The organism is Enterobacter cloacae complex sp. HYC074_NIDB, from assembly GCF_056673345.1.
On record NZ_CP114214.1, the window covers coordinates 3,220,916 to 3,246,280 of the forward strand.

Consider the following 25,365-nt stretch of genomic DNA (forward strand, 5'->3'; position numbering starts at 1 on the left):
TGCAGGCATTATTTTGTGGGGAACCCTCAGCCCACCGGGAGAGGGAGAAAACACTAGAAACGGTAACGGATGTTACCGTTTTGCGTTTATCTTACAGCGCGATATCCGCTACCGGCTTGCTTTCCGCCTGAGGCTTCAGCTCTGCCTTTGGCGCAGCATCCGCAGCCTGCGGTTTGACGTATTGCAGTTGCAGAACGCGGCTGGTGTATTCCAGCTCTTGTTCCGTGGCCTCAACGTTACCGTTCAGCTTCGTACCGTAGGATGGAATAATGGTTTTCAGCTTCGCCTGCCATTCCGGGCTGGATACTTTGTCTTTAAACACTTTTTCCATCAGGTGCAGCATGATTGGCGCAGCGGTAGACGCCCCCGGAGATGCCCCCAGCAGCGCGGCAATGGTGCCATCCTTATCGCTTACCACTTCGGTACCCAGACGCAACACGCCGCCCTCTTTCGGATCGCGTTTGATGATCTGCACACGCTGACCTGCCTGCCACAGACGCCAGTCTTCTTTCTTCGCCTGCGGATAGTACTCTTTCAGCGCCTCGAAGCGTTCTTCATCAGAGAGCATCACCTGGCTAATCAGGTATTTCACCAGATCGAAGTTATCCAGCCCCACGTCCATCATTGGCTTGACGTTTGACGTTGTGGTCGCGCTCAACAGATCCCACAGGGAACCGTTTTTCAGGAACTTGGTGGAGAATGTGGCGAACGGCCCGAACAGCACTACACGCTTACCGTCCAGCATGCGGGTGTCGATATGCGGAACGGACATCGGTGGTGCGCCCACAGAGGCCTGACCGTACACTTTCGCCAGATGACGGTTAACCACTTCCGGGTTTTCCGACACCAGGAACTGGCCGCCAACCGGGAAGCCCGCGTAGTCGTCCGCTTCCGGAATACCGGACTCCTGCAACAGTTTCAGCGCCGCGCCGCCCGCACCGATAAACACGAACTTCGCCTTAATCACATGCTCGGCTTCGTTGTTTTTCAGATCGGCAACGGTCACGCTCCAGCTGTTATCCGCATTGCGCTTGAAACCACGCACTTCGGAGCTGAGTTGCAGGTTAAAGTTCTCTTTTTTCTTCAGAGAGGCCACCAGCTGACGGGTGATTTCACCGTAGTTAACGTCAGTACCAATTTCAGTGCGGGTCGCCGCCACTTTCTGGTTCGGATCGCGGCCTTCCATGACCAGCGGCGCCCACTCTTTGATTTGAGCGTGATCTTCAGAGTATTTCATCCCGCGGAAAAGCGTGCTCTGTTGCAGGGCAGCGTAGCGCGCGCGCAGGAAGTTGACGTTTTGATCGCCCCACACAAAGCTCATGTGCGGTACGGTGTTGATGAAGGAGTGCGGATTGTGCAACACACCGCTGTTCACCTGGTGAGACCAGAACTGACGTGAGATCTGGAACGCTTCGTTGATCTCTACCGCCTTCTCGATACTAATGGAACCGTCCTTTTTCTGCGGCGTATAGTTCAGTTCCATGAGTGCCGAGTGCCCCGTCCCGGCGTTGTTCCAGCCGTTAGAGCTTTCCTGTGCCACGCCATCGAGGCGCTCGACCATGGTCATGGACCAGTTCGGCTCTAATTCCTGAAGATACGTTCCCAGCGTGGCGCTCATGATGCCGCCACCAATTAAAAGGACATCCGTTTCCTGCTCTTTTGGTGCGTCAGCCTTCGCCGCCAGCGAGACGGCGTTCAGCCCCACGGCCAGAGAAAAGAGCACGGCAGTCATTTTTTTCATCATTTATGCCTTAGTTGAATAGTGCTTGATGCGTGGAAATTACAGGTGAAACACGCTGCGGTGGCACGGTAGCAACTTTTAAATATTGTTTAAAGGTTACGAAATTATTGTAATTGTGAAATTTAATGATGGATTGTTTGTAGGGTTTTGGCAGACAGGCTGGCACCCGACGATTTTCCTGGCTATGATGCTGCACTTTGTGATCGCGCGCACGGAAGCCTGCCCCTACCAGCGAATTGTTATGTCATTACCCCACTCGTCTTTACCTCAAGAAGGCCATGTCGCCACTGTTTTACGTTCGCCTCACCGTCTGATGCGCGAAACCCTGGCCGGTGTGATTACCGCGCTGGCGCTGATCCCGGAAGTGATTTCGTTTTCCGTGGTCGCGGGCGTGGATCCGAAAGTGAGTCTTATCGCCTCCGTGGTGCTCTGTTTCGCCCTTTCCCTGCTCGGCGGGCGTCCGGCCATGGTGACGGCGGCGGCAGGTTCCGTCGCGCTGGTGATTGGCCCGATGGTCCATCAACACGGCGTACAGTACATTCTGCCCGCGGTGGTGATGGCAGGCATGATTCAGATCCTGTTCGGCGCGCTGGGTATGGCGCGGCTGATGCGCTTTATTCCCCAGTCGGTGATGACCGGGTTTGTTAACGCCCTTGGCATTTTGATTTTCTTTGCCCAGGTGCCCCATTTCTGGAGCCGAAGCCCGGTGATTGTGGGCCTGTTCGTGCTGACGCTGCTGATTGTGCTGTGGGTGCCACGCTATATCAAAAGCGTGCCCTCCCCGCTGATTGCCATTGTGCTGCTGACTTTGTTCACCGTCACCAGCGGGCAAATTCTGCCGACGGTAGGGGATGAAGGCTCCATGAGCGGCGGTTTGCCGGGCTTTACGCAACTGCTGGTGCCGCTCAATCTGGAAACCCTGAGCATTATCTGGCCGTGCGCGCTAAGTATCGCTTTCGTTGGCCTGCTGGAATCCTTGCTGACGGCAAAACTGGTGGATGAACTGACCGCTACCCCCTCCAGTAAGCGTCGCGAGAGCATCGGTCTGGGCGTGGGGAATATTATGGCCGGGTTCTACGGTGGCATTGCGGGCTGCGCGATGATTGGGCAGACCATCGTAAACGTGGAGATGGGGAAAGGCAGAAGCCGTATCTCCACCCTTGCGGCGGGTATCGTACTGCTGGTGCTGGTTACGGCGCTCAGCGAGGTGATGGCCAAAATCCCGATGGCGGTACTGGCGGGTATTATGGCCATTGTGGCCGTCAAGACCTTTAGCTGGCATAGCGTTCAGCCCGGAACGCTGAAAAACGCGCCGGTGGCTGAAACCGTCGTGATGCTGGTGACGGTTGTGGCAACGGTTTACACCGGCAACCTGGCGATTGGCGTGCTGGGCGGGATTGTGATGATGTTCATCCTCCCCGCCCGACTTAAGCAAAAAGCACTGGCTAGAGAAGAAAAATCGTCGCCAGTCCAAGAAAAATAAAGAAACCGCCGGTATCGGTAATGGCGGTGATCATCACGCTCGACCCCACCGCGGGGTCGCGCCCCAGCCGGGTCATCGTCAATGGGATAATCACGCCCATCATCGCCGCCACCAGCAGGTTCAGCACCATCGCCAGCATCATGACCCCGCCCAGCGCCATATCATCGTACAGCCACCAGGTAATGCCGCCCATGATGCCGCCCCAGACCAGGCCGTTAATCAGCGCGACGCCCATCTCCCTGAAAATCAGCCACGAAAAATTACCCGGCTGAATGTTTTCCAGCGCCAGGGCGCGAACGATCATGGTGATAGTCTGGTTGCCGGTGTTCCCGCCGATCCCCGCCACAATCGGCATCAGCGACGCCAGGGCCACCAGCTGGGAAATGGTATGTTCGAAGCCGTCAATAACGCGGGACGCCACGAACGCGGTGCATAAATTGATGGCGAGCCACGCCCAGCGGGTTTTGACGGCCTTGCCGACGGAGGCATGAACATCGTCTTCGGCACTGATCCCGCCAAGGGCACGCAGGTCGTTATCGGTCTCTTCATAGACCACGTCAACGATCTCATCGATGGTCAGACGCCCCATCAGCTTGCCCACCGAATCCACCACCGCCGCGCTCACCAGGTCATCACGTTCGAAAGTACGCGCCGCTTTTTCGGCATCGTCTTCCGGCGAGAAGACCATCGGCTCGGTTTCCATGACCTCACTCACCCGCTGCTGGGTGCTGTTCAGCAGGATCGTTTTCAGCTCCAGCTCCCCGAGCAGGGTTTTATCCCGCGAGGTGACGAACAGTTTATCGGTGTTGTCCGGCATACTGCCCAGGCGACGAAGATAGCGCTGCACCGTACCCAGGGTGACGTCCGGACGCACGGTGATGACGCCAAACTCCATGATCGCGCCGACGCTGTTTTTCTCGTAGTGCATCACCTGACGCACGCGCGCCCGCTCTTCGGCAGGCAGGGAAGCCAGCAGGCGTCCGGTCAGGTTGCGCGGAAGATGCTGAACGAGGTAAATCTGCTCATCGATATCCAGCGTTTGCAGTGCGTCAAGAATGTCCCGGTCGCTCATCTCATCGATAAGGTCATCCCAGACGTTTTCCGAGGCTTCCAGCAGCACCTGACCGCGCTCGTGATCCTGCACCAGCCGCCACAGGGCGTGGCGCTCCTCGGAAGGCAATGCCTCCAGGGTGTCCGCCAGATCCGGAGGTGGTAAATGTGCAACCAGCGCACCTACCTCAGCAATATCGTCGGCCAGCGTGCCGACATCATATTGCTCAGCCAGGGTTAGCTTACCCAATAACGTTGACGTGACCGCTTTATCGGTCGTCAGGAGCCAGATGAGCCGCGCACGCTCCTGGTCACGCTGCCTGGCGCTGTTTTTCTTTAATACCGACATCAATCATAAATCCATTAAATGAGTTGGCGTTAAGCATAGCGCGGGGATATGTAAATAAGAATAAACGGCGGGTCGGGATGGAGAAAAAAACGGCATATATGAAAAATTAGTGTGCCGGGGTTCACCCGGCACAATTGCAATCAGGCCGTACGCGCCACCGCGTCCCGTGACGCCGCATCGCGCTCATCGCCGGTCAGCTCGCTCAGCTTGCCGTCGCGCATCTCCAGCAGACGGTCGGCGTGAATGAAGTAGTGATCGTCATGGCTGATGGCAAAAATGGTTTTTCCCATCGCCTGCATCAGCGGCAGCAGGACCTGATAAAACTCGCGACGGAAGTGCGGGTCCTGATCGGCGGCCCATTCATCCAGAAGGATGATGTCGCGCTCTTCGGCCAGCGCCAGCAGCAGCGCCACGCGCTTCTTCTGCCCTTTCGACAGCTTGAGATTCAGGATTTTGCCATCCTGAAGCTCCAGCTTGTGCGACATTTGCAGGTGCGCAAGCCACTTCTCCACCAGCGCCGGATCCGCCTGCTGCCCTTCCGGTCCCAGCAGCCGGTCGAACAGCCAGACGTCGGTAAATACCGCCGAGAAGAGCTTGCGGTAGTCCTCCGGTTTCTCCGCGCTCAGCGCTTTACCATCCAGCAAAATTTCACCCGACTGCGGCTGGTAGAGGCCCGTCAGCAGCATCGCCAGCGTGGATTTGCCGCTGCCGTTACCGCCGATCAGGAACAGCAGTTCGCCGCGGTGAATGGTCAGGTTGATCGGCCCCACTGAGAAGGCGTTATCCTGATAGCGGAAGGTAACGTTACGCAGCTCCAGCGTTTGCCAGTTCGGGAAGGCCTGCGGGCGCGGGAACTCAGCCTTAAACGGCGCAAGGTCGAACTTCTTCAGCTTGTTGAAGGCCACCTGTGCGCTCAGCAGCGTCGGCAGTGCGCCAACGGCCGACAGCAGCGGCGTGCGTAAAAACAGCAGCGTCAGGGAGTAGGTTGCCGCCACGTTGGTATCCGCCCACCCCAGGCTGTTCGCCATCCAGAACACCAGGCCAATCGCGCCCAGCATCATGATGTTGGACCAGTTCACGGCGCTCAGGTGGAACGTATCGGCGCGAATAATGTGATGACGATATTCGTGCGCATCCGGGATATAGAGATGGTTGAAGATATGTTCGGCGCGCTCGCGGTTCAGCGTCAGCTCTTTACGCCCTTCCAGCACCGTCTGGTAATCGTTATAGAGCTTGTCTTCCGTTTCGCGCAGCACCGCCATGTGCTTATAGACGCGTGATACCAGCAGGAACCCGCCCCAGATGGTAATAACAATCCACAGCGCCGTTACCGCCAGCATTTTGCTGGAGAGCCAGGCGAGATAGGCTGCCGAGCCAAAGGTCAGGATGATCCCCTGCACCAGCTCCGGCAGGCGCACAAAGGCGATGGTAATGGCGCGCACATCGCTGGTCAGCCCCGCCAGCAGAGAAGCACTTCCCAGCTGTTCGATGCGTTCCACTTGAGTATCAAGGATCCGTTTGATGAACTCACTGCGCAGACGGAAAACGAAGTGGTGGCCGAGCGCGGTCAGCGCCAGCTGTGACCCGAGCGTGACTGCCATCAGCAGCAGCAGTAAACCCAGAAATTCCGGCAGGACGGAGAGTGACGTGTCGACCATTTCGATCAAACGCACGTTAATGAAGGCAATCAGGCCGATCCCCAGCGCCGCGCTGGCAAGGCTTAACGCCATCACCGCGATAAAAGGCCAGCGATACTGCCGCCAGACAAGAAGAAGTAGTTGCATGCAGAGCAATCCGGACAAGAAAAATCAGCCAACAGTGTAAACTGCCTTTCACACACATCAAGAATAATTCTTATTTTTATTCTCTGTACGCTGCCTGGCGGAACGTGAGGTTGTAGCGAAACGCCCCCGCCACCGGGTGATCGCCTGGTTTAAGCGGCTGAATACCGTGATAAAAAAGCCGTGATTCACCGCCCCAGACAACCACATCGCCATGCTCCAGCATCAGCCGTTTGAGCGGGTCGTTGCGCCGCAGGCCGCCAAACTGAAAGACAGCGGGAAGCCCAAGGGATACCGAGACAATCGGCGCGCGCAGGTCCGGCTCGTCCTTATCCTGATGCAAGGAGAGCTTTGCCCCAACGGCATAGCGGTTAATAAGACAGGCATCGGGTCGAAAATCAGGATAGCCGGCCGCCACGGCGGCATCATGACACAGCGCCTGAAACGCCTCCGGCATCGGCGGCCACGGCTGATCCGTCAGCGGATCGTACGCGGCATATACATAGCCCCGCTCATTCGTCGCCCATCCCAGTTCGCCGCAGTTGGTCATCGCCACGGACATGGTATACCCGCCCGGCGTAACCATATGGCGAAACGGCGAACGGGCGGTGACGGCTTTAATGCCGTCGAACAGCGCCGCCGCGCGGGAAAGCGCGAAGCGTCTCAGGATCGTCGCCCCCGGCGCGAGCGACTCCTGCCAGGGTTCAGCATCAGCAAAAAGATCGAGCATTATTCCTCCGGGTTGTTCGCCTCACGTTTCAACAATAGCACCTTACGCGCTGCGCCCCAGCGATAACCCGACAGCGCGCCGTCGTTACGCACCACGCGGTGACAGGGGATGACTATCGCCAGTTTGTTGGCACCGCAGGCCCCCGCCACGGCACGTACGGCATTGGGTTTACCAATGGCCTTTGCCACCTGCTGATAGCTTGCCGTTTCTCCGCAGGGGATAGTCCGCAGCGCCTGCCAGACCTGCTGCTGGAAGGCGGTACCCCGGATATCCAGCGGCAGCGTCAGCGGCGTCGCGCGGCTGTCGACAGAGGCAATCACCTGACGTACACGCCCGGCAAATGCGCCTTCCATCGGTTCACGGACGGCAAGCGGAAACAGTGACAGCAGCTCAGCCGTCAGCCCGGCGTCGTCATCACCCAGCAGTATTGCGCAGATCCCGCGCTCGCTTTCCGCCACCAGACAGCGGCCTAGCGAGCAGTCACTGATGGCATAGCGGACCGCAGCCTCTCCGTTGCGGTACTGTTTTGCCGTCATGCCCAGCGCGCCGTTGGCTTTACGGTAGTAACTGCTGCCGTCCGGAAAGCCAGCGGCCAGTACGGCGTCGGTGATTTTACCGCCCTGTGCAAGCAGGGTGCGCAGGCGTTGTTCACGCGCGGCCTGCTGCCATGCTTTCGGCGTCATGCCGGTGACGGATTTAAACAAGCGGTGGAAATGGAACGGACTCATGGCAACCTGCTGCGCCAGTGCCTCCAGGTTCAGCGCGGCATCCTGTTCAAGCAGTCGACAGGCCAGCGCAATGTTGGCCTTTTTCTGCGCCATAGGGTCGACCTGGTCCGGCCTACAGCGCTTACAGGGGCGGAAACCCGCCTGCGCGGCCTGGTGAGCATCAGGATAAAAGCAGACATTTTTACGCAGCGCGTGGCGGGCGCGACAGGACGGACGACAATAAATGCCGGTCGTCTGCACGGCAAAGACAAACTGGTTATCCGCACGCGGATCGCGGGCCAGTACGGCCTGCCAGCGATCCTCATCGGTAAGATAGGTTGTGTTTTTCATTATCGGCTCCTCTTACAAGCATACGCTCAGCTTGCCTGAACGCCACCGAACAAAAACCCGCAACCTTGCTTTTTAATTTTTTTCGCTCACCAGGAAGCTATTGAACTGCGGCGAACTCCAGGTTTTAAACCCGTCAGCCTCTTTAGTGATCATATAGACGGCCAGCCCTTCCTGACGCACTACCTCTTTGGCCTTCTCCGTGCCGAGCACCATCAATCCGGTATCCCAGGCATCCGCCTCCAGCGCGGTTGGGGCTATCACCGTCACGGACACCAGGTTATGGGTAATCGGGCGTCCGGTTTGCGGATCAATCACGTGCGAGATACGTTTTCCATCTAGCTCGTAATAGTTGCGGTAGCTTCCGGAGGTGCTGATACCATGCCCGTTGATGTCGACAATCGCCTGCACCGCGTTCTGCTGATCGGTTGGTTTTTGGATGGCCACTCGCCACGGCCTGCCGCTGGCGTTCATGCCCCGGCTGACGAGCGCGCCCCCGACGGAAACCAGATAACGGGGAATGCCTTCCTGCGCCATCAGGGCCGCGAGATGATCCGCAGCATACCCCTCGCCTACCGTGGAGAGATCCACAAACAGGTCGGGAATATCTTTTTGCAGGTATTGCTGACCATACTGGGAGATCACCGCCAGATGCTGTAACCCTGTACGCGCGCGGGCGTCGTCGATGGCGGCTTGATCGGGTGTAGTCACCGGCTGCTTGTTGGGGCCAAATCCCCACAGGTTCACCAGCGGCCCCACGGTCACATCCATTGCGCCGTTGGTTTTGTAGCCCACGCGCATGGCTTCCGTGACGATATCGGCCATTGCTTCGCTCACCGGCCACAGCGAGGTGCTGCTGGAGCGATTGAAACGCATCAGCGCTGAGTCATTTTTATAGGTAGAGAGTAGCTGATCGTCGGCATCCAGCTGCGCCTGAATTTTACCGCGTAATTCTTCAGCGCGGGATTTATCAATATCCATCACGCTGACGCGCCAGAAGGTCCCCATGGTTTTCCCTTCCAGCACCGTCGCGGCGGGTGCGTCGATTTTTGCGGGCTGTGTGGAAGAGTCACACGCGGTCAGGAGTAAAAAAGTCGCCAGAACGCTGGCGCGTAAAAAAGTCATATCCATTGGTTATTATCCTCATGCCAGGGCGGCAAGAGTACACTAAAACAGCGTATTTGTAAGACCCTAAAAAAGCATGAAAAAAGGGGCCTAATGGCCCCTTTGTCGCTGTATGAGCAATTAGAACTGGTAAACCAGACCCAGCGCGACGATATCGTCAGTACCGATACCTGCTGCGCGAGTGAAGTCGTTCTCATCAACCAGGTTGATTTTGTAATCAACGTAGGTGGACATGTTTTTGTTGAAGTAGTAAGTCGCGCCAACATCAACATATTTCAGCAGATCCTGGTCGCCGTAGCCGTTTTCCAGGTCCTTACCTTTAGATTGCAGGTACGCCACGGATGGACGCAGACCGAAGTCGAACTGATACTGCGCAACCACTTCGAAGTTCTGCGCTTTGTTAGCCCAGCCCAGGTCGCCCGCACGGGTCGCGTTGTAAGTCTGAGTATACTGTGCAGCCAGGTAGATGTTGTTCGCGTCATATTTCAGACCACCGGTGTAGGTCTCTGCGCGATCGCCTTCACCGTAGTAGCCCGCAGCGTTCTGGTCAGCAGTACGTTTAGAACTGGTGACTGCCGTACCGATAGCGAAGCCTTCGCCCAGATCATAGGTCAGAGAGCCGCCGTAGCCATCACCGTTCTGACGCAGTGCCTCACGACCGTTGTTGGTCTGGCCTTCGCCGCTTGCGCTGCCGTTTTTACCCTGGTACTGCAACGCGAAGTTCAGACCATCAACCAGACCGAAGAAGTCCTGGTTACGGTAGGTCGCGAAGCCGTTACCACGCTGCTGCATGAAGTTGTCAGAACCGTAGGTATCGCCGCCGAATTCCGGCAGAACGTCGGTCCAGGAAGTTACATCGTAAACAACGCCGTAGTTACGACCATAGTCGAATGAACCCGCATCAGCGAATTTCAGACCTGCGAACGCTACACGCGTCCATGAGTTGTTTTCGTTCTCACCAGAGTTACCCTGGATCTGGTATTCCCACTGGCCGTAACCGGTCAGCTGGTCGTTAACCTGAGTTTCGCCTTTGAAGCCCAGACGCATGTAGGTCTGGTCGCCGTCTGCACTGTCGTCATCAGAGAAATAGTGCAGGCCATCCACTTTACCGTACAGATCTAATTTGTTGCCGTCTTTGTTATAAATTTCAGCCGCATTTGCTGCGCCTGCCACCAGCAGAGCTGGTACCAGGAGGGACAGTACTTTAACTTTCATTTTATTAACCCTCTGTTATATGCCTTATTATTTACCACTGCTTACTGGTCAACCCTCTTAACCAGTCGGCAAGTTCATTCTCCTCAAAAATGCAGAATAATCCAACAGGAATATGATACGAAAACTTTGAAGATGTTTCACTTTGCCATCAAGATGTTTCAATTTGTAAATTTGGAGGAACTTTTACAGAGCATTAATAGTTTAAAAATATAGCACGGATAATCAAAACAAAAATATATCGCATTAAATTCAGCAAATTGCCGTAAAAAACAGTACAGCACTGAATGACAAAAAAATTCCCTTCAATACCACTAAAATAACCCTCGCTATCATCATTAACTTTATTTATTACCGTCATTCAGTTCTGAATGTCTGTTTATCCCTAATTGAACCGGATGCTTCGCATTCGGTTTTTTTTACCTTTCTTTACGTCAACCTACATTTAATGTGCTACCGCTTGGTAATGATAACGACTATTAACTAAATCCCGAATACGGCTTGCACTTAATTGTTTTTATGCTATAGAAATTAATTTCTTGTTTATTCGTGCTATTTTTCTGCCGGTGCGACGGCGTATTTATACATTTCACGGGGTTTTGTACACCTTTCACCCGGGGACGTTGAAGCCGGTTACCCGGATAAAAAGTCAAGGTTATACCGATAACGACGCTGGAAATTCAGTTATTACCCTTTATACTGCCCTATCCCATTACCGCGCGGCCATTACGGGTTAAACACATCGATGAGTCAGACTGAAACTACCGCCCCGAGCAAATTCTCCCTTCTACCGGGCAGCATCACCCGTTTCTTTCTTCTGTTGATCGTTGTGCTGTTAGTCACAATGGGAGTGATGATCCAGAGCGCCGTTAACACCTGGCTTAAAGATAAAAGCTATCAAATCGTCGATATCACCCATGCGGTGCATAAGCGCATTGATACGTGGCGCTATGCGACCTGGCAAATCTACGACAATATCGCTGCCGCGCCCGCCACCTCATCAGGCGAAGGGTTGCAGGAAACGCGCCTTAAGCAGGATGTGTATTACCTTGAAAAACCGCAGCGTAAGACGGAAGCCCTGATTTTCGGCTCGCACGACAGCGCAACGCTTGAGATGACGCAGCGGATCTCCTCCTATCTGGACACCCTGTGGGGCGCCGAGACCGTACCGTGGTCCATGTATTACCTGAACGGTCAGGACAACAGCATGATCCTGATCTCGACCCTGCCGCTTAAGGATCTCTCGTCGGGCTTTAAAGAGACCACCGTTGGCAGTATTGTCGATTCCCGTCGGGCAGAAATGCTGCAACAGGCCAACGCGCTGGACGAGCGCGAAAGTTTCTCGTCATTACGCCGTCTTGCCTGGCAGAATGGTCACTACTTTACGCTGCGAACCACCTTTAACCAGCCGGGCCATCTGGCGACCGTGGTTGCCTTCGACCTGCCGATTAACGATCTCATCCCACCGGATATGCCGCTGGACAGCTTCCGTCTGGAGCCAGACAACAGCACCCAAAATATGCGCTCGCCGTCGGATAAAGAAGGCGCGGACAGCGTAGCCATCTCATTTAATGGCTCAAAGATTGAGATTGCCTCATCGCTCAACTCAACCGGTATGCGTCTGGTGTGGCAGGTGCCTTTTGGCACCCTGATGCTTGATACTCTGCAAAACATTCTGCTGCCGCTGCTGCTGAATATCGGCCTGCTGGCGCTGGCGCTGTTTGGTTACAGCACCTTCCGTTTCCAGTCGGGCCGCCAGAGCGACTCGACATCGGTATCAGCCGGGACCAGCAACGAGCTGCGCATTCTTCGTGCCCTGAATGAAGAGATTATTTCCGTGCTGCCGCTTGGGGTGCTCGTTCACGATCAGGAGGCAAACCGCACGGTAATGAGCAATAAAATTGCCGATCACCTTCTGCCGCATCTTAACCTGCAAAATATTACGGCCATGGCGGACCAGCATCAGGGCGTCATCCAGGCCACCATTAATAATGAACTGTATGAGATCCGTCAGTTCCGCAGTCAGGTCGCGTCGCGCACGCAAATCTTCATCATTCGCGATCAGGATCGCGAAGTGCTGGTGAATAAAAAGCTCAAGCAGGCGCAAAGGCTGTACGAGAAAAACCAGCATGGCCGCGCCGCGTTTATGCAAAATATTGGCGATGCCTTTAAACAGCCGTTGAAGTCACTCGCCACGCAGATTGCTGATCTGAGCACGCCAGAAAGCCGACAGCTAAGCAGCCAGGCCGATTCACTGGTTCGTCTGGTGGACGAAATCCAGCTTGCGAACATGCTGGAGAATGACATCTGGAAGGGCACCCCTACGCTCTTCTCCATCCAGGACCTGATTGATGAGGTGGTGCCGGAAGTCCTGCCGGTGATCAAGCGCAAGGGACTCCAGCTGCTGATCAACAACCATTTACCGGCCAACGACGAACGTCATGGCGATCGCGATGCCCTGCGTCGCATCCTGATGATGTTGATTCAGTATGCCGTCACCACGACGCAGATCGGCAAGATCACCCTTGAAGTCAGCACCGATGAGTCCACCGACGATCGTCTGACGTTCCGCATCCTTGATACGGGTGAAGGCGTGACCGTGAGCGAAATTGATAACCTGCACTTCCCGTTCCTGAACGATACCCAGCGCGACCACTACGGTAAGGCGAATGCCCTCACCTTCTGGCTTTGCGATCAGCTGGCGCGTAAGCTGGGCGGTCATCTGAACATTAAGGCGCGCGAATCCCTCGGCACCCGCTACTCTTTACACGTTAAAATGGCGGCGAATCCACAGGAAGAGGATGAAGAGCGTCTGCTGGACGATGTGGTGGTGATGGTGGATGTGACCTCCAGTGAGATCCGAAATATCGTCGTACGTCAGCTGGAAAACTGGGGTGCGTCCTGCATTACCCCGGACGAAAGGCTCGCGAGTCAAGAATTTGATCTATTTTTAACTGATAATCCGTCTAATCTTACTGCCTCAGGCTTGCTTTTAAGCGATGATGAGCCAGGCGTGCGGAAAATCGGCCCTGGGCAGCTGCGCGTCAATTTTAATATGAGCAATGCAATGCAGGAAGCTGTATTACAACTGATTGAAGAGAATCTGGCGCAGGAAGAGATCCTGGAGTCACCGTTAGGCGGCGATGAAAATGCCGAACTCCATGCCAGCGGATATTATTCGCTCTTCGTTGATACAGTACCAGATGATGTTAAGCGGTTGTATACTGAGTCCGCTGCGCAGGATTTTGCAGCGCTGGCACAGACAGCACACCGGCTTAAAGGGGTGTTTGCCATGCTTAATCTGGTTCCCGGCAAGCAGTTATGTGAAACGCTGGAACATCTAATTCGTGAGAAAGATGCCTCTGGCATTGAAAAATACATCAGCGACATTGACGCTTACGTCAAGAGCTTGCTGTAGCAAGGTAGCCTTATACATGAACAATATGAACGTAATTATTGCCGATGACCATCCGATTGTACTGTTCGGTATTCGCAAATCACTTGAACAGATCGAGTGGGTGAATGTAGTCGGTGAATTTGAAGATTCCACAGCCCTCATTAACAACCTGCCTAAACTTGATGCGCACGTGCTCATTACCGATCTCTCCATGCCTGGAGATAAATACGGTGATGGGATCACGCTCATCAAATACATTAAACGCCACTTCCCGGACATTTCGATCATTGTTCTGACCATGAACAATAACCCGGCGATCCTGAGCGCCGTTCTGGATCTCGATATTGAAGGGATTGTGCTGAAACAAGGCGCACCTACCGATCTGCCAAAAGCGCTGGCGGCGCTACAGAAAGGGAAGAAATTCACTCCTGAGAGCGTCTCACGCCTGCTTGAAAAAATCAGCGCGGGTGGTTATGGCGACAAGCGTCTCTCGCCTAAAGAGAGTGAAGTTCTGCGTCTGTTCGCTGAAGGTTTCCTGGTCACTGAAATCGCCAAGAAGCTGAACCGCAGTATTAAAACCATCAGTAGCCAGAAAAAATCCGCGATGATGAAGCTGGGTGTGGATAACGATATCGCCCTGCTGAACTATCTCTCTTCCGTGACGCTGAGCGCAACGGACAAAGACTGATCTTCGCTGTCTATGCCGGGTGGCGCTCGCGCTTACCCGGCCTACAAACCCCGCAGGCCCGCGCAAGCGCAGCGCCGCCGGGCACATAAAAAAGGCCCTTTCGGGCTTTTTTATTGTCTCGCTTTTCGTACCCGCTCCGCATAGACGGATAGCGTCTGCTTCAGTACATCCAGCGTGACCGGCTTCGACAGGCAGCTGTCCATTCCCGACTCCAGACAGCGCTGCTTCTCCTCCGCCAGCGCGTTGGCTGTCACCCCCACCACCGGCAGCGTCAGCCCCAGCTGTCGGATACGCTGCGTCAGACGGTAGCCGTCCATGTTAGGCATGTTCACATCGCTGAGCACAATATCAATATGGTTCTTACTTAAGACATTCAGGGCATCCACGCCATCATTGGCCGTTTTACACTGATAGCCCAGAGAGCCAAGCTGGTCTGCGAGCAGACGACGGTTAATCGGATGATCGTCGACGACCAGAATCATCATATCGTCATTCACCGACGCCAGCTCATCAGGGGAAGCCAGCACGGTGGCGCCGTCGCTGTCTTCAAGCTGCACGCTGTAAATGCGCGCCAGCAAGCCCAGCAGCTCGTGCGGTGTCGCCACGCTGTGCACCCATACCCCAGGCGAACGCTCAAGCGGAATACCGATATGACGGCGGCAGAACATCACCACGCCGCGCCCCGCCCATGCCTGCTCCGGCTCAACGTCGGTGATCAGCATGTCATCCGCGCCCGGCGTCTGGCCTTCGTAGCGCGAAACCCGCACGCCGCTGCTGGTCAGCATTGAGGTCAGGAAATCATGTAAGGAGGCGTTGTGCACCGCCAGCCAGCAGTGCTTATCGCTCAGGCCGTCGACCGTGGTTTTCGCCGGATAATGCGCCGAATAGAGCGGAATACGAATGGTGAACTGGCTGCCCATACCCGGCTCAGTATCGACGGAGATATCCCCGTCCATCATGCTGATTAGCTTCTCGCAAATCGCCAGACCTAGCCCGGTCCCCTGAAAATTACGCTGGACGCCGGTTCCCACCTGGAAGAACGGATCGAACAGGCGAACAACTTCTTTCGCCGGAATCCCCACCCCCGTGTCGCGCACGCGAATGGTCAGGTACTCCCCTGCCCGACACACGTGCAGCACAATACAGCCGATATCGGTGAATTTGATGGCGTTGCTCAGCAGGTTTGAGATGACCTGTTGCAGACGCATCGGATCGCCATGCAGCGTCAGGGGCACATCCGGCTCGATAAAGCAGTACAGCCCAAGCTGTTTACGCACCACCAGCGGCAGATAGTTGGCGCAGATATGGTTCATCACCTCGCGCGGGGAGAACTCGCGCGGCTCTATTTTCAACTGCTCGGATTCAATTTTAGAGAAGTCGAGAATATCGCTGATGATTTTCAGCAGCAGGCTGGACGAGTTGTTCATGGCCGTCACCAGCCGGTCGACCCCTTTCGGCAGCTCTTTGGTCTGGAGCAGATCGAGGTTACCGATAATACCGTACAGCGGCGTACGCAGCTCATGGCTGACGGTCGCGAGGAACATCGATTTCGACTGACTGGCCTGCTCCGCCGCCTGCGCCATATCCTGCAACGACTCTTCCATTTTCACGCGCGCAGAGACGTCCACCAGCACGCAAATCGCCACGTTTTCATTACGGTAGCGCGAATGGACAAAGCTGATTTGCAGGTTGGTGTGGGTGCTGGTCAGCACATCCACAAAGTTAACCTGTTGCCCACAGATGATCTGCGTTAACCGCTGACGGTCTTCATGCGTTAGCATGTTCAGGTAGTTATGGGCAAGCTCGTTACTGAGGATATTTGTCCCGTCCTGAGTACGCAGGATGCAGATCCCCACCGGTGCCGAGGCGACAATTTTACGGTTAAACTGCTCGTGCTCCTCCAGACGCTGAGCATCCGCCTCCGCCGGAATAAAGATCCGCCGCTCATACATTCTCGCCAGCATAAACAGCGCGACGCCTACCGCGATGTTCAGCAAAATGGCGTTAAGGATCAGGATGCGAATGCGCTCCAGGACCTTGTCCACCGGCAGCGAGTAGACAATGCTCAGCGACGATGGCGGTAAACTTTTCTTCAGCACCAGCTCGCGGAACCCGGAGGTATAGCCAAACCATGACCGCTCCTGCATCCAGCTGGGTTCCACCTTCAGGCGGTTTTCAGGCCCGGTAAGGGAGATGAGCGGATGGCCGTTTTCATCCAGAATGGTCACGCCCATCGGCAGACTGCCCGGCGTGAAGAAGTTTTCCATGCGGATGGTTTGTTCAATCCCCAGCAGCGCTTGCAGGCGGTTTCCGAGGTAAACCGGAGTCAGGGCATAGAAATAGCCGACCCCCATGCGCGGCCCCTGGCTTATCCAGAAGATGTTGTTCCCGCGCTCTTCCTGAGGCGCATTACGGTATTTCACTATGCGCTCATGCAGGCTTTTCAGCGCGTCTTCGCGTTCGACGGGCATATCCCGCAGGCCGAAATCCGCCATGCAGAGATTTTCGTTGCTAATCAGGTAGACACGGTTCAGATCGTAAGCGGCCGAGAAGTTATCGCGCCAGTAGCGCATAAACCATGACAGGGACTCCAGTGAACCACGCCAGGCTTTGCCCATGGCGGAACAATCGGAATCCGGGAAGAGCGGTTCGAAATCAGGCACTTCGGTTTTTTCATCCCGACCGCGGATGGCAAGAATGCCGTTCTCCGCCGTCAGTCGATTCTCAGCAATATACTTAAGCTCTTTCATCACGTCAGACGTACGCTGGATATAGCGCTGAGCCTGATCCGAGCTCAAATTAAACTCCTGGCGGATCTCCGCTTCTTTCTGGTGTAACGCGTTAACGATGTAAAACACCGAGAGCAGTGCCACCAGCAACCATAGCAGTAGCGCAAGCGCCCGAAACAGATAGCGGGAGACTTTTAACGTGGTACGAAAGGAGACGAGGTATTTCAAAGGGGCGAGGCTCCGCCGTCGGGGTCAAAAAGAATGTGGTTAAGGTAGCGGTAAACGCGGCTTGTCGCAACGTTCACTTGTCTGCTTGCGCAAAACAAAAGGGCCGGAAACCGGCCCTTTATGCGTCAGGAGACGTTACTCGTCAGCGTCATCCGCTGCTTCATCATCGGTGTCCGCTTCCGGGGCGATTTCATCATCCCCTTCCGCGACGCTGCCGTCGATAGAGTCAAGCTCTTCGTCATCCACCGGCTCAGCAACGCGTTGCAGACCGACGACGTTTTCATCTTCCGCAGTGCGGATGAGGATAACGCCCTGGGTGTTACGACCTACCACGCTGATCTCTGACACGCGGGTACGCACCAGCGTACCGGCATCGGTGATCATCATGATCTGGTCCGCGTCGTCCACCTGCACCGCGCCAACAACGGAACCGTTGCGCTCGGTCACTTTGATGGAGATAACGCCCTGCGTGCCGCGTGACTTGGTTGGGTATTCACTTTCCGCCGTACGTTTACCGTAGCCGTTCTGGGTGACGGTCAGGATTGCGCCTTCGCCACGAGGAACGATCAGGGAAACAACGGAGTCTTCACCCGCCAGCTTGATACCACGCACGCCGGTCGCCGTACGACCCATTGCGCGCACGGCGTTCTCTTTAAAGCGCACCACTTTACCGGCGGCAGAGAAGAGCATCACTTCATCAGAACCGGACGTCAGATCCACGCCGATCAGTTCGTCGCCTTCGTTCAGGTTCACCGCGATAATCCCGGCAGAACGTGGACGGCTGAACTCGGTCAGTGCGGTTTTCTTCACGGTACCGCTCGCGGTCGCCATAAAGACGTTCACGCCCTCTTCGTACTCGCGTACCGGCAGTATGGCGGTGATACGTTCGTTCGCTTCCAGCGGCAGCAGGTTGACGATTGGACGTCCACGCGCGCCACGGCTTGCTTCCGGCAGCTGATAGACTTTCATCCAGTACAGACGGCCCCGGCTGGAGAAGCAGAGGATCGTGTCATGGGTGTTCGCCACCAGCAGACGATCAATGAAGTCTTCTTCTTTAATACGCGCCGCAGATTTGCCTTTACCGCCCCGACGCTGAGCTTCGTAGTCGGTCAACGGCTGATACTTCACGTAGCCCTGGTGAGACAGCGTCACTACCACGTCTTCGCGGTTGATCAGATCTTCAATGTTGATATCAGAGCTGTTGGCCGTGATTTCGGTGCGACGCTCGTCGCCGAACTGATCGCGAACCAGCTCCAGCTCTTCACGGATCACTTCCATCAGGCGCTCTGCGCTACCCAAGATATGCAGCAGCTCGGCAATCTGCTCCAGCAGCTCTTTGTACTCGTCGAGCAGTTTTTCATGCTCAAGGCCGGTCAGTTTCTGCAAACGCAGATCCAGAATCGCCTGGGCCTGCTGTTCAGTCAGGTAGTACTGACCGTCACGCACGCCGAATTCCGGCTCCAGCCACTCAGGACGCGCAGCGTCATCGCCGGCACGTTCCAGCATCGCCGCCACGTTGCCCAGATCCCATGGACGCGCAACCAGCGACGCCTTCGCTTCTGCTGGCGTCGGCGCACGGCGGATCAGCTCGATGATCGGGTCGATGTTCGCCAGCGCAACGGCCAGTGCTTCAAGGATATGGGCACGGTCGCGCGCTTTGCGCAGTTCGAAGATGGTACGGCGAGTCACCACTTCACGGCGGTGACGCACGAACGCGCTCAGGATCTCTTTCAGGTTCATGATCTTCGGCTGGCCATGGTGCAGCGCAACCATGTTGATACCGAAGGAGACCTGAAGCTGAGTCTGGGAGTAAAGGTTGTTCAACACAACTTCACCCACCGCGTCGCGCTTGATTTCAATCACGATGCGCATACCGTCTTTGTCAGACTCGTCACGCAGCGCGCTGATGCCTTCAACGCGTTTTTCTTTTACCAGCTCGGCGATTTTTTCAATCAGTCGCGCTTTGTTCACCTGATACGGGATCTCGTGAACAATAATGGTTTCACGGCCGGTTTTGGCGTCCGCTTCCACTTCGGCGCGGGCACGGATGTAAATCTTGCCGCGACCGGTACGGTACGCTTCTTCAATACCGCGACGGCCATTGATGATTGCCGCCGTCGGGAAGTCCGGGCCCGGGATGTGTTCCATCAGCCCTTCAATGCTGATGTCTTCATCGTCAATGTAGGCCAGGCAGCCGTTGATCACTTCCGTGATATTGTGCGGCGGAATGTTGGTTGCCATACCGACGGCGATACCGGACGAACCGTTCACCAGCAGGTTTGGGATCTTCGTTGGCATGACGTCAGGAATTTTTTCCGTGCCGTCGTAGTTATCAACGAAATCAACCGTCTCTTTTTCCAGGTCAGCCATCAGCTCATGGGCAATCTTCGCCAGACGGATTTCCGTATAACGCATTGCCGCGGCGGAGTCGCCGTCGATAGAACCAAAGTTACCCTGACCATCTACCAGCATGTAACGCAGCGAGAAGGGCTGCGCCATACGGACAATGGTGTCGTACACCGCGGAATCACCATGAGGATGGTATTTACCGATTACGTCACCAACGACACGGGCAGATTTTTTGTAGGCTTTATTCCAGTCATTGCCCAATACGTTCATGGCGTATAGTACGCGACGGTGTACCGGCTTCAGGCCATCGCGGACGTCCGGCAGCGCACGGCCAACAATGACCGACATCGCATAGTCCAGATAGGAGCTTTTCAGCTCTTCCTCGATGTTAACCGGTGTAATTTCTCTCGCAAGGTCGCTCATCTAACCGCTATCCCTCTACTGTATCCCGGATTCAAAGGTCGCAAATTATAACACAGCCGCGGTGATACAGGTAAACCTATACGCTTTATTCACAGGGATTGCCTGATATACTCATTTGTCTTGCTAAATAAGGAGTAAAAGCGCCCATGAATGCCGAAAAATCCCCGGTGGCTCACAACGTTGACCACGAAGAGATTGCCAAATTTGAAGCGGTGGCGTCCCGCTGGTGGGATCTCGAAGGTGAGTTCAAACCTCTGCATCGCATTAACCCGCTGCGTCTGGGCTATATCGCGGAGCGTTCCGGCGGTCTGTTCGGTAAGAAAGTGCTCGACGTCGGCTGCGGCGGCGGCATCCTGGCGGAAAGTATGGCGCGTGAAGGGGCCACCGTCACCGGTCTGGACATGGGCTTCGAACCTCTACAGGTTGCGCGTCTTCATGCGCTGGAGTCCGGCATACAGGTAGAATACGTTCAGGAAACCGTGGAAGAGCACGCGGCAAAACATGCGCACCAGTATGACGTGGTGACCTGCATGGAGATGCTGGAGCACGTTCCCGATCCGCAGTCGGTCGTCAGCGCCTGTGCAAACCTGGTGAAACCGGGTGGACAGGTCTTCTTCTCGACCATCAACCGCAACGGTAAAGCCTGGCTGATGGCCGTCGTTGGCGCGGAGTATGTGCTGCGCATGGTGCCGAAAGGCACGCATGACGTGAAGAAATTCATCAAGCCTGCGGAACTGTTAAGCTGGGTCGACCAGACGTGGCTCAAGGAGCAGCACATCACCGGCCTGCACTACAATCCGCTGACCAATAAATTCAAACTCGCACCGGGCGTTGATGTTAACTATATGTTGCATACAACCGCCAAAAACGACTAACGTCATTCGTTATTCTTATAAAGATTGCGCGACATCATGTTGCGCAATTCTGACCGCCCGTTGAAGAAATCAGCACTCGATCAAATTTTGAATTTTTTTTCTTAATTATTGACATGTCTTCCAGGCCTTACAGCACGAGGACTTAGCCTTTTTTACCCTTTCACAACCTCAATTTAACGTCAAAATCAACCCTTGTACTGAAAAGAATCCTTACTAGAATACTCACCATATAGCGTTTTTCTTATCGCAAACCCCCTATATGTAGTATTTATCCACAGAGTTAGTCACAAGACGGTTCTGTGGATAAGCGGGGGATATTTTTTTATTTCACGGACAGGTAAACCCCACATGAATCAGAGTCTGCTGGTGACAAAGCGCGACGGTACTACCGAGCGTATCAATCTGGACAAAATCCATCGAGTTCTCGACTGGGCAGCAGAAGGACTGAACAACGTATCTATCTCCCAGGTTGAACTGCGTTCACACATCCAGTTCTACGACGGCATCAAAACGTCTGATATCCACGAAACGATCATTAAAGCGGCGGCGGACCTCATCTCCCGCGAAGCACCGGATTATCAGTACCTCGCTGCACGTCTGGCGATTTTCCACCTGCGTAAAAAAGCCTACGGCCAGTTTGAGCCGCCGAAGCTTTACGATCACGTGGTGAAAATGGTTGAGCTGGGCAAATACGACACGCATCTGCTGGAAGACTATACGGAAGAAGAGTTCGAGCAGATGAACGGGTTTATCGATCACTGGCGCGACATGAACTTCTCCTACGCGGCGGTGAAGCAGCTCGAAGGCAAATACCTGGTTCAGAACCGTGTAACCGGTGAGATCTACGAAAGCGCCCAGTTCCTCTATATTCTGGTGGCCGCCTGCCTGTTCTCCAACTATCCGCGTGACACCCGTCTGGATTACGTGAAGCGTTTCTACGATGCGGTATCGACGTTCAAGATTTCACTGCCGACGCCAATCATGTCTGGCGTGCGCACCCCAACCCGTCAGTTCAGCTCCTGCGTACTGATCGAGTGCGGTGACAGCCTGGATTCCATCAACGCCACCTCCAGCGCCATTGTGAAATACGTTTCCCAGCGCGCCGGTATCGGCATCAACGCCGGCCGCATTCGTGCGCTGGGCAGCCCGATTCGCGGCGGTGAAGCGTTCCACACCGGCTGTATCCCGTTCTATAAGCACTTCCAGACGGCAGTAAAATCCTGCTCTCAGGGCGGCGTGCGCGGTGGCGCTGCGACCCTGTTCTACCCGATGTGGCACCTGGAAGTGGAAAGCCTGCTGGTTCTGAAGAACAACCGCGGCGTGGAAGGCAACCGCGTGCGTCACATGGACTACGGCGTGCAGATCAACAAGCTGATGTACACCCGCCTGCTGAAAGGGGAAGACATCACCCTGTTCAGCCCGTCCGACGTCCCGGGCCTGTATGACGCGTTCTTCGCCGATCAGGATGAGTTCGAGCGTCTGTACACCAAATATGAAAAAGACGACAGCATCCGTAAGCAGCGCGTGAAGGCGGTCGATCTGTTCTCCCTGATGATGCAGGAACGTGCTTCTACCGGCCGTATCTATATCCAGAACGTTGACCACTGCAACACCCACAGCCCGTTCGATCCGGTGGTTGCGCCAGTGCGCCAGTCCAACCTGTGCCTGGAGATCGCCCTGCCGACCAAACCGCTGGACGATGTGAACGACGAAAACGGCGAAATCGCGCTGTGTACGCTCTCTGCGTTCAACCTGGGTGCGATTAAGAGCCTGGACGAGCTGGAAGAGCTGGCGGTGCTGGCTGTTCGTGCCCTCGACGCCCTGCTGGACTACCAGGATTACCCAATCCCGGCGGCAAAACGCGGCGCAATGGGTCGTCGCACTTTAGGTATCGGCGTAATCAACTTCGCCTACTGGCTGGCGAAAAACGGCAAGCGTTACTCCGACGGCAGCGCCAACAATCTGACGCACCAGACGTTCGAAGCGATCCAGTACTACCTGATGAAAGCCTCTAACGAGCTGGCGAAAGAGCAAGGCGCGTGCCCGTGGTTCAACGAAACCACTTACGCGAAAGGCATTCTGCCGATCGACACCTATAAAAAAGACCTGGATGCGATCGTCAGCGAGCCGCTGCACCTCGACTGGGAAGGCCTGCGCGAGTCCATTAAAACTCACGGCCTGCGTAACTCCACGCTCTCTGCCCTGATGCCGTCCGAGACCTCTTCGCAGATCTCCAACGCCACTAACGGTATTGAGCCACCGCGCGGGCACGTCAGCATTAAAGCGTCGAAAGACGGCGTGCTGCGTCAGGTGGTACCGGATTACGAAACGCTGGGTGACAACTACGAGCTGCTGTGGGAAATGCCAAACAACGACGGCTACCTCCAACTGGTGGGTATCATGCAGAAGTTTATCGACCAGTCGATCTCTGCCAATACCAACTACGACCCGACGCGCTTCCCGTCCGGCAAGGTACCGATGCAGCAGCTGTTGAAGGACCTGCTGACAGCCTACAAATTTGGCGTGAAAACGCTGTACTATCACAACACCCGTGATGGTGCGGAAGACGCCCAGGACGACCTGGCGCCGTCAATTCAGGACGATGGCTGCGAAAGCGGCGCATGTAAGATCTAATAAATTCCCTCACCCTAACCCTCTCCCACAGGGAGAGGGAACTCTTTCCCCCTCTCCCTGTGGGAGAGGGCCGGGGTGAGGGGAAATAACACCACAGGACTCACCGCAATGGCATATACCACCTTTTCACAGACGAAAAACGACCAGCTCAAAGAGCCGATGTTCTTCGGCCAGCCGGTCAACGTGGCACGCTACGATCAGCAAAAATATGACATCTTCGAAAAGCTGATTGAAAAGCAACTCTCCTTCTTCTGGCGTCCGGAAGAAGTTGACGTTTCCCGCGACCGTATCGATTTCCAGGCGCTGCCGGAACACGAAAAGCACATCTTCCTCAGCAACCTGAAGTACCAGACGCTGCTGGACTCCATTCAGGGACGTAGTCCGAACGTGGCGCTGCTGCCGCTAATCTCGATTCCTGAGCTGGAAACCTGGGTAGAAACCTGGGCGTTCTCCGAGACGATCCACTCCCGCTCTTACACCCACATCATCCGCAACATTGTGAACGATCCGGCGGTGGTGTTTGACGATATCGTCACCAACGAACAGATCCAGAAGCGCGCCGAAGGCATTGCGCACTACTACGACGAGCTGATCGAGATGACCAGCTACTGGCATCTGCTGGGCGAAGGCACGCATAACGTGAACGGCAAAACCGTTACCGTAAACCTGCGGGCCCTGAAAAAGCAGCTCTATCTGTGCCTGATGAGCGTCAACGCGCTGGAAGCAATCCGCTTCTACGTGAGCTTCGCCTGCTCCTTCGCCTTTGCCGAGCGCAAGCTGATGGAAGGTAACGCCAAAATTATCCGTCTGATCGCCCGTGACGAAGCCCTGCACCTGACCGGCACCCAGCATATGCTAAACCTGCTGCGCAGCGGTGCGGACGACCCAGAGATGGCGGAAATCGCCGAAGAGTGCAAACAGGAGTGCTACGACCTGTTCTTGCAGGCCGCCCAGCAGGAGAAAGAGTGGGCAGACTACCTGTTCCGCGACGGCTCCATGATTGGCCTGAACAAAGACATTCTGTGCCAGTACGTGGAGTACATCACTAACATCCGCATGCAGGCTGTGGGTCTCGATCTGCCATTCCAGACGCGCTCTAACCCAATTCCGTGGATCAATACCTGGCTGGTGTCCGATAACGTGCAGGTTGCGCCGCAGGAAGTGGAAGTGAGTTCTTATCTGGTCGGTCAGATTGACTCTGAAGTCAACACCGACGACCTGAGCGACTTCCAGCTCTGATGAGCCGCGTAACGCTAAGCCTTTCTGGTACAGAGGTGTTGTGCCATGAAGAGCATCCTTCTCTGCTGGTGGCGCTTGAAGCGCATCAGGTTGAGGTAGAGTACCAGTGTCGTGAAGGCTATTGCGGTTCCTGCCGCTGCCGTCTGGTCGCAGGCCAGGTGGACTGGCTGACCGAACCGCTGGCCTTTATCAGTGAAGGGGAAATTTTGCCCTGCTGCTGCCGGGCAAAAGGCGATATTGAGATCGAGATGTAAAAAAGGGCCTTACGGCCCTTTTT

16 protein-coding genes are annotated in these 25,365 nt (G+C 55.4%); 7 read left to right on the forward strand and 9 right to left on the reverse strand.

Going from position 1 to position 25,365, the window contains the following annotated elements:
• Window positions 1-91: 91 nt before the first annotated feature.
• Window positions 92-1,741, reverse strand: coding sequence for a malate dehydrogenase (quinone) (gene mqo / locus O1724_RS15590; RefSeq protein WP_003859385.1), 1,650 nt, complete (start codon window positions 1,739-1,741; stop codon window positions 92-94).
• 187 nt (window positions 1,742-1,928) lie between these two features.
• On the opposite strand from mqo, the gene O1724_RS15595 reads away from it, so the two are divergent.
• Window positions 1,929-3,224 (forward strand): SulP family inorganic anion transporter, encoded by a 1,296-nt coding sequence (locus tag O1724_RS15595; RefSeq protein ID WP_063944325.1) that lies wholly within the window; start codon window positions 1,929-1,931, stop codon window positions 3,222-3,224.
• On the opposite strand, the gene mgtE is transcribed toward O1724_RS15595, so the two are convergent.
• From mgtE to O1724_RS15625, 6 genes are all read right to left on the reverse strand, one after another.
• Window positions 3,187-4,623, reverse strand: a complete 1,437-nt coding sequence (gene mgtE, locus O1724_RS15600) for a magnesium transporter (protein ID WP_006811337.1) — start codon at window positions 4,621-4,623, stop codon at window positions 3,187-3,189. The two genes, O1724_RS15595 and mgtE, sit on opposite strands and share 38 nt — an antisense overlap.
• Before the next feature lie 140 nt (window positions 4,624-4,763).
• The gene (locus O1724_RS15605) at window positions 4,764-6,407 is read right to left on the reverse strand and encodes a multidrug ABC transporter permease/ATP-binding protein (protein WP_003859392.1); all 1,644 of its coding nucleotides are present in this window, start codon (window positions 6,405-6,407) and stop codon (window positions 4,764-4,766) included.
• Window positions 6,408-6,483: 76 nt separating this feature from the next.
• Entirely contained in the window at window positions 6,484-7,134 is a 651-nt protein-coding gene (alkB, locus tag O1724_RS15610) for a DNA oxidative demethylase AlkB (RefSeq protein ID WP_032609716.1), read from the reverse strand.
• Window positions 7,134-8,192 (reverse strand): bifunctional DNA-binding transcriptional regulator/O6-methylguanine-DNA methyltransferase Ada, encoded by a 1,059-nt coding sequence (gene ada / locus O1724_RS15615; protein WP_032659603.1) that lies wholly within the window; start codon window positions 8,190-8,192, stop codon window positions 7,134-7,136. Before ada ends, alkB begins: the two co-directional genes overlap by 1 nt.
• Window positions 8,193-8,264: 72 nt before the next feature.
• Complete coding sequence (gene apbE, locus O1724_RS15620; RefSeq protein WP_023300605.1) at window positions 8,265-9,320, reverse strand: FAD:protein FMN transferase ApbE; 1,056 nt, start codon at window positions 9,318-9,320, stop codon at window positions 8,265-8,267.
• 114 nt (window positions 9,321-9,434) lie between these two features.
• The gene (locus tag O1724_RS15625) at window positions 9,435-10,529 is read right to left on the reverse strand and encodes a porin OmpC (RefSeq protein ID WP_003859401.1); all 1,095 of its coding nucleotides are present in this window, start codon (window positions 10,527-10,529) and stop codon (window positions 9,435-9,437) included.
• A 742-nt stretch (window positions 10,530-11,271) separates the two neighbouring features.
• Between O1724_RS15625 and rcsD the strand changes: the two genes are divergently transcribed.
• Both rcsD and rcsB read left to right on the forward strand, forming a co-directional pair.
• Entirely contained in the window at window positions 11,272-13,944 is a 2,673-nt protein-coding gene (gene rcsD, locus O1724_RS15630) for a phosphotransferase RcsD (RefSeq protein WP_003859403.1), read from the forward strand.
• A 16-nt stretch (window positions 13,945-13,960) separates the two neighbouring features.
• On the forward strand, window positions 13,961-14,611 hold the full coding sequence (gene rcsB, locus O1724_RS15635) for a response regulator transcription factor RcsB (RefSeq protein ID WP_003859405.1): 651 nt from the start codon (window positions 13,961-13,963) through the stop codon (window positions 14,609-14,611).
• Between the two features lie 110 nt (window positions 14,612-14,721).
• On the opposite strand, the gene rcsC is transcribed toward rcsB, so the two are convergent.
• Both rcsC and gyrA read right to left on the reverse strand, forming a co-directional pair.
• Complete coding sequence (gene rcsC, locus O1724_RS15640; RefSeq protein WP_022651523.1) at window positions 14,722-17,568, reverse strand: two-component system sensor histidine kinase RcsC; 2,847 nt, start codon at window positions 17,566-17,568, stop codon at window positions 14,722-14,724.
• Between the two features lie 135 nt (window positions 17,569-17,703).
• Window positions 17,704-20,340 (reverse strand): DNA topoisomerase (ATP-hydrolyzing) subunit A, encoded by a 2,637-nt coding sequence (gyrA, locus tag O1724_RS15645; protein ID WP_015572288.1) that lies wholly within the window; start codon window positions 20,338-20,340, stop codon window positions 17,704-17,706.
• A gap of 146 nt (window positions 20,341-20,486) precedes the next feature.
• On the opposite strand from gyrA, the gene ubiG reads away from it, so the two are divergent.
• The 4 genes from ubiG (at window position 20,487) to yfaE (ending at window position 25,342) form a co-directional block, all read left to right on the forward strand.
• Window positions 20,487-21,215, forward strand: a complete 729-nt coding sequence (gene ubiG, locus O1724_RS15650; protein WP_126296722.1) for a bifunctional 2-polyprenyl-6-hydroxyphenol methylase/3-demethylubiquinol 3-O-methyltransferase UbiG — start codon at window positions 20,487-20,489, stop codon at window positions 21,213-21,215.
• Window positions 21,216-21,563: 348 nt separating this feature from the next.
• Entirely contained in the window at window positions 21,564-23,849 is a 2,286-nt protein-coding gene (gene nrdA / locus O1724_RS15655; protein ID WP_126296723.1) for a class 1a ribonucleoside-diphosphate reductase subunit alpha, read from the forward strand.
• Window positions 23,850-23,957: 108 nt separating this feature from the next.
• Window positions 23,958-25,088, forward strand: a complete 1,131-nt coding sequence (gene nrdB, locus O1724_RS15660; protein ID WP_023314567.1) for a class Ia ribonucleoside-diphosphate reductase subunit beta — start codon at window positions 23,958-23,960, stop codon at window positions 25,086-25,088.
• Window positions 25,088-25,342: a class I ribonucleotide reductase maintenance protein YfaE gene (gene yfaE / locus O1724_RS15665; RefSeq protein WP_061856628.1), complete on the forward strand. Its 255-nt coding sequence runs from the start codon at window positions 25,088-25,090 to the stop codon at window positions 25,340-25,342. The genes nrdB and yfaE overlap by 1 nt, the downstream gene beginning before the upstream one ends.
• Window positions 25,343-25,365 lie beyond the last annotated feature (23 nt).

What these genes read in the sequence shown, in the direction of transcription:
- mqo (WP_003859385.1), bottom strand. Translation starts at nt 1,741, where the DNA reads ATGAAAAAAATGACTGCCGTGCTCTTTTCTCTGGCCGTGGGGCTGAAC.
- O1724_RS15595 (WP_063944325.1), top strand. Translation starts at nt 1,929, where the DNA reads ATGCTGCACTTTGTGATCGCGCGCACGGAAGCCTGCCCCTACCAGCGA.
- mgtE (WP_006811337.1), bottom strand. Translation starts at nt 4,623, where the DNA reads ATGTCGGTATTAAAGAAAAACAGCGCCAGGCAGCGTGACCAGGAGCGT.
- O1724_RS15605 (WP_003859392.1), bottom strand. Translation starts at nt 6,407, where the DNA reads ATGCAACTACTTCTTCTTGTCTGGCGGCAGTATCGCTGGCCTTTTATC.
- alkB (WP_032609716.1), bottom strand. Translation starts at nt 7,134, where the DNA reads ATGCTCGATCTTTTTGCTGATGCTGAACCCTGGCAGGAGTCGCTCGCG.
- ada (WP_032659603.1), bottom strand. Translation starts at nt 8,192, where the DNA reads ATGAAAAACACAACCTATCTTACCGATGAGGATCGCTGGCAGGCCGTA.
- apbE (WP_023300605.1), bottom strand. Translation starts at nt 9,320, where the DNA reads ATGGATATGACTTTTTTACGCGCCAGCGTTCTGGCGACTTTTTTACTC.
- O1724_RS15625 (WP_003859401.1), bottom strand. Translation starts at nt 10,529, where the DNA reads ATGAAAGTTAAAGTACTGTCCCTCCTGGTACCAGCTCTGCTGGTGGCA.
- rcsD (WP_003859403.1), top strand. Translation starts at nt 11,272, where the DNA reads ATGAGTCAGACTGAAACTACCGCCCCGAGCAAATTCTCCCTTCTACCG.
- rcsB (WP_003859405.1), top strand. Translation starts at nt 13,961, where the DNA reads ATGAACAATATGAACGTAATTATTGCCGATGACCATCCGATTGTACTG.
- gyrA (WP_015572288.1), bottom strand. Translation starts at nt 20,340, where the DNA reads ATGAGCGACCTTGCGAGAGAAATTACACCGGTTAACATCGAGGAAGAG.
- ubiG (WP_126296722.1), top strand. Translation starts at nt 20,487, where the DNA reads ATGAATGCCGAAAAATCCCCGGTGGCTCACAACGTTGACCACGAAGAG.
- nrdA (WP_126296723.1), top strand. Translation starts at nt 21,564, where the DNA reads ATGAATCAGAGTCTGCTGGTGACAAAGCGCGACGGTACTACCGAGCGT.
- nrdB (WP_023314567.1), top strand. Translation starts at nt 23,958, where the DNA reads ATGGCATATACCACCTTTTCACAGACGAAAAACGACCAGCTCAAAGAG.
- yfaE (WP_061856628.1), top strand. Translation starts at nt 25,088, where the DNA reads ATGAGCCGCGTAACGCTAAGCCTTTCTGGTACAGAGGTGTTGTGCCAT.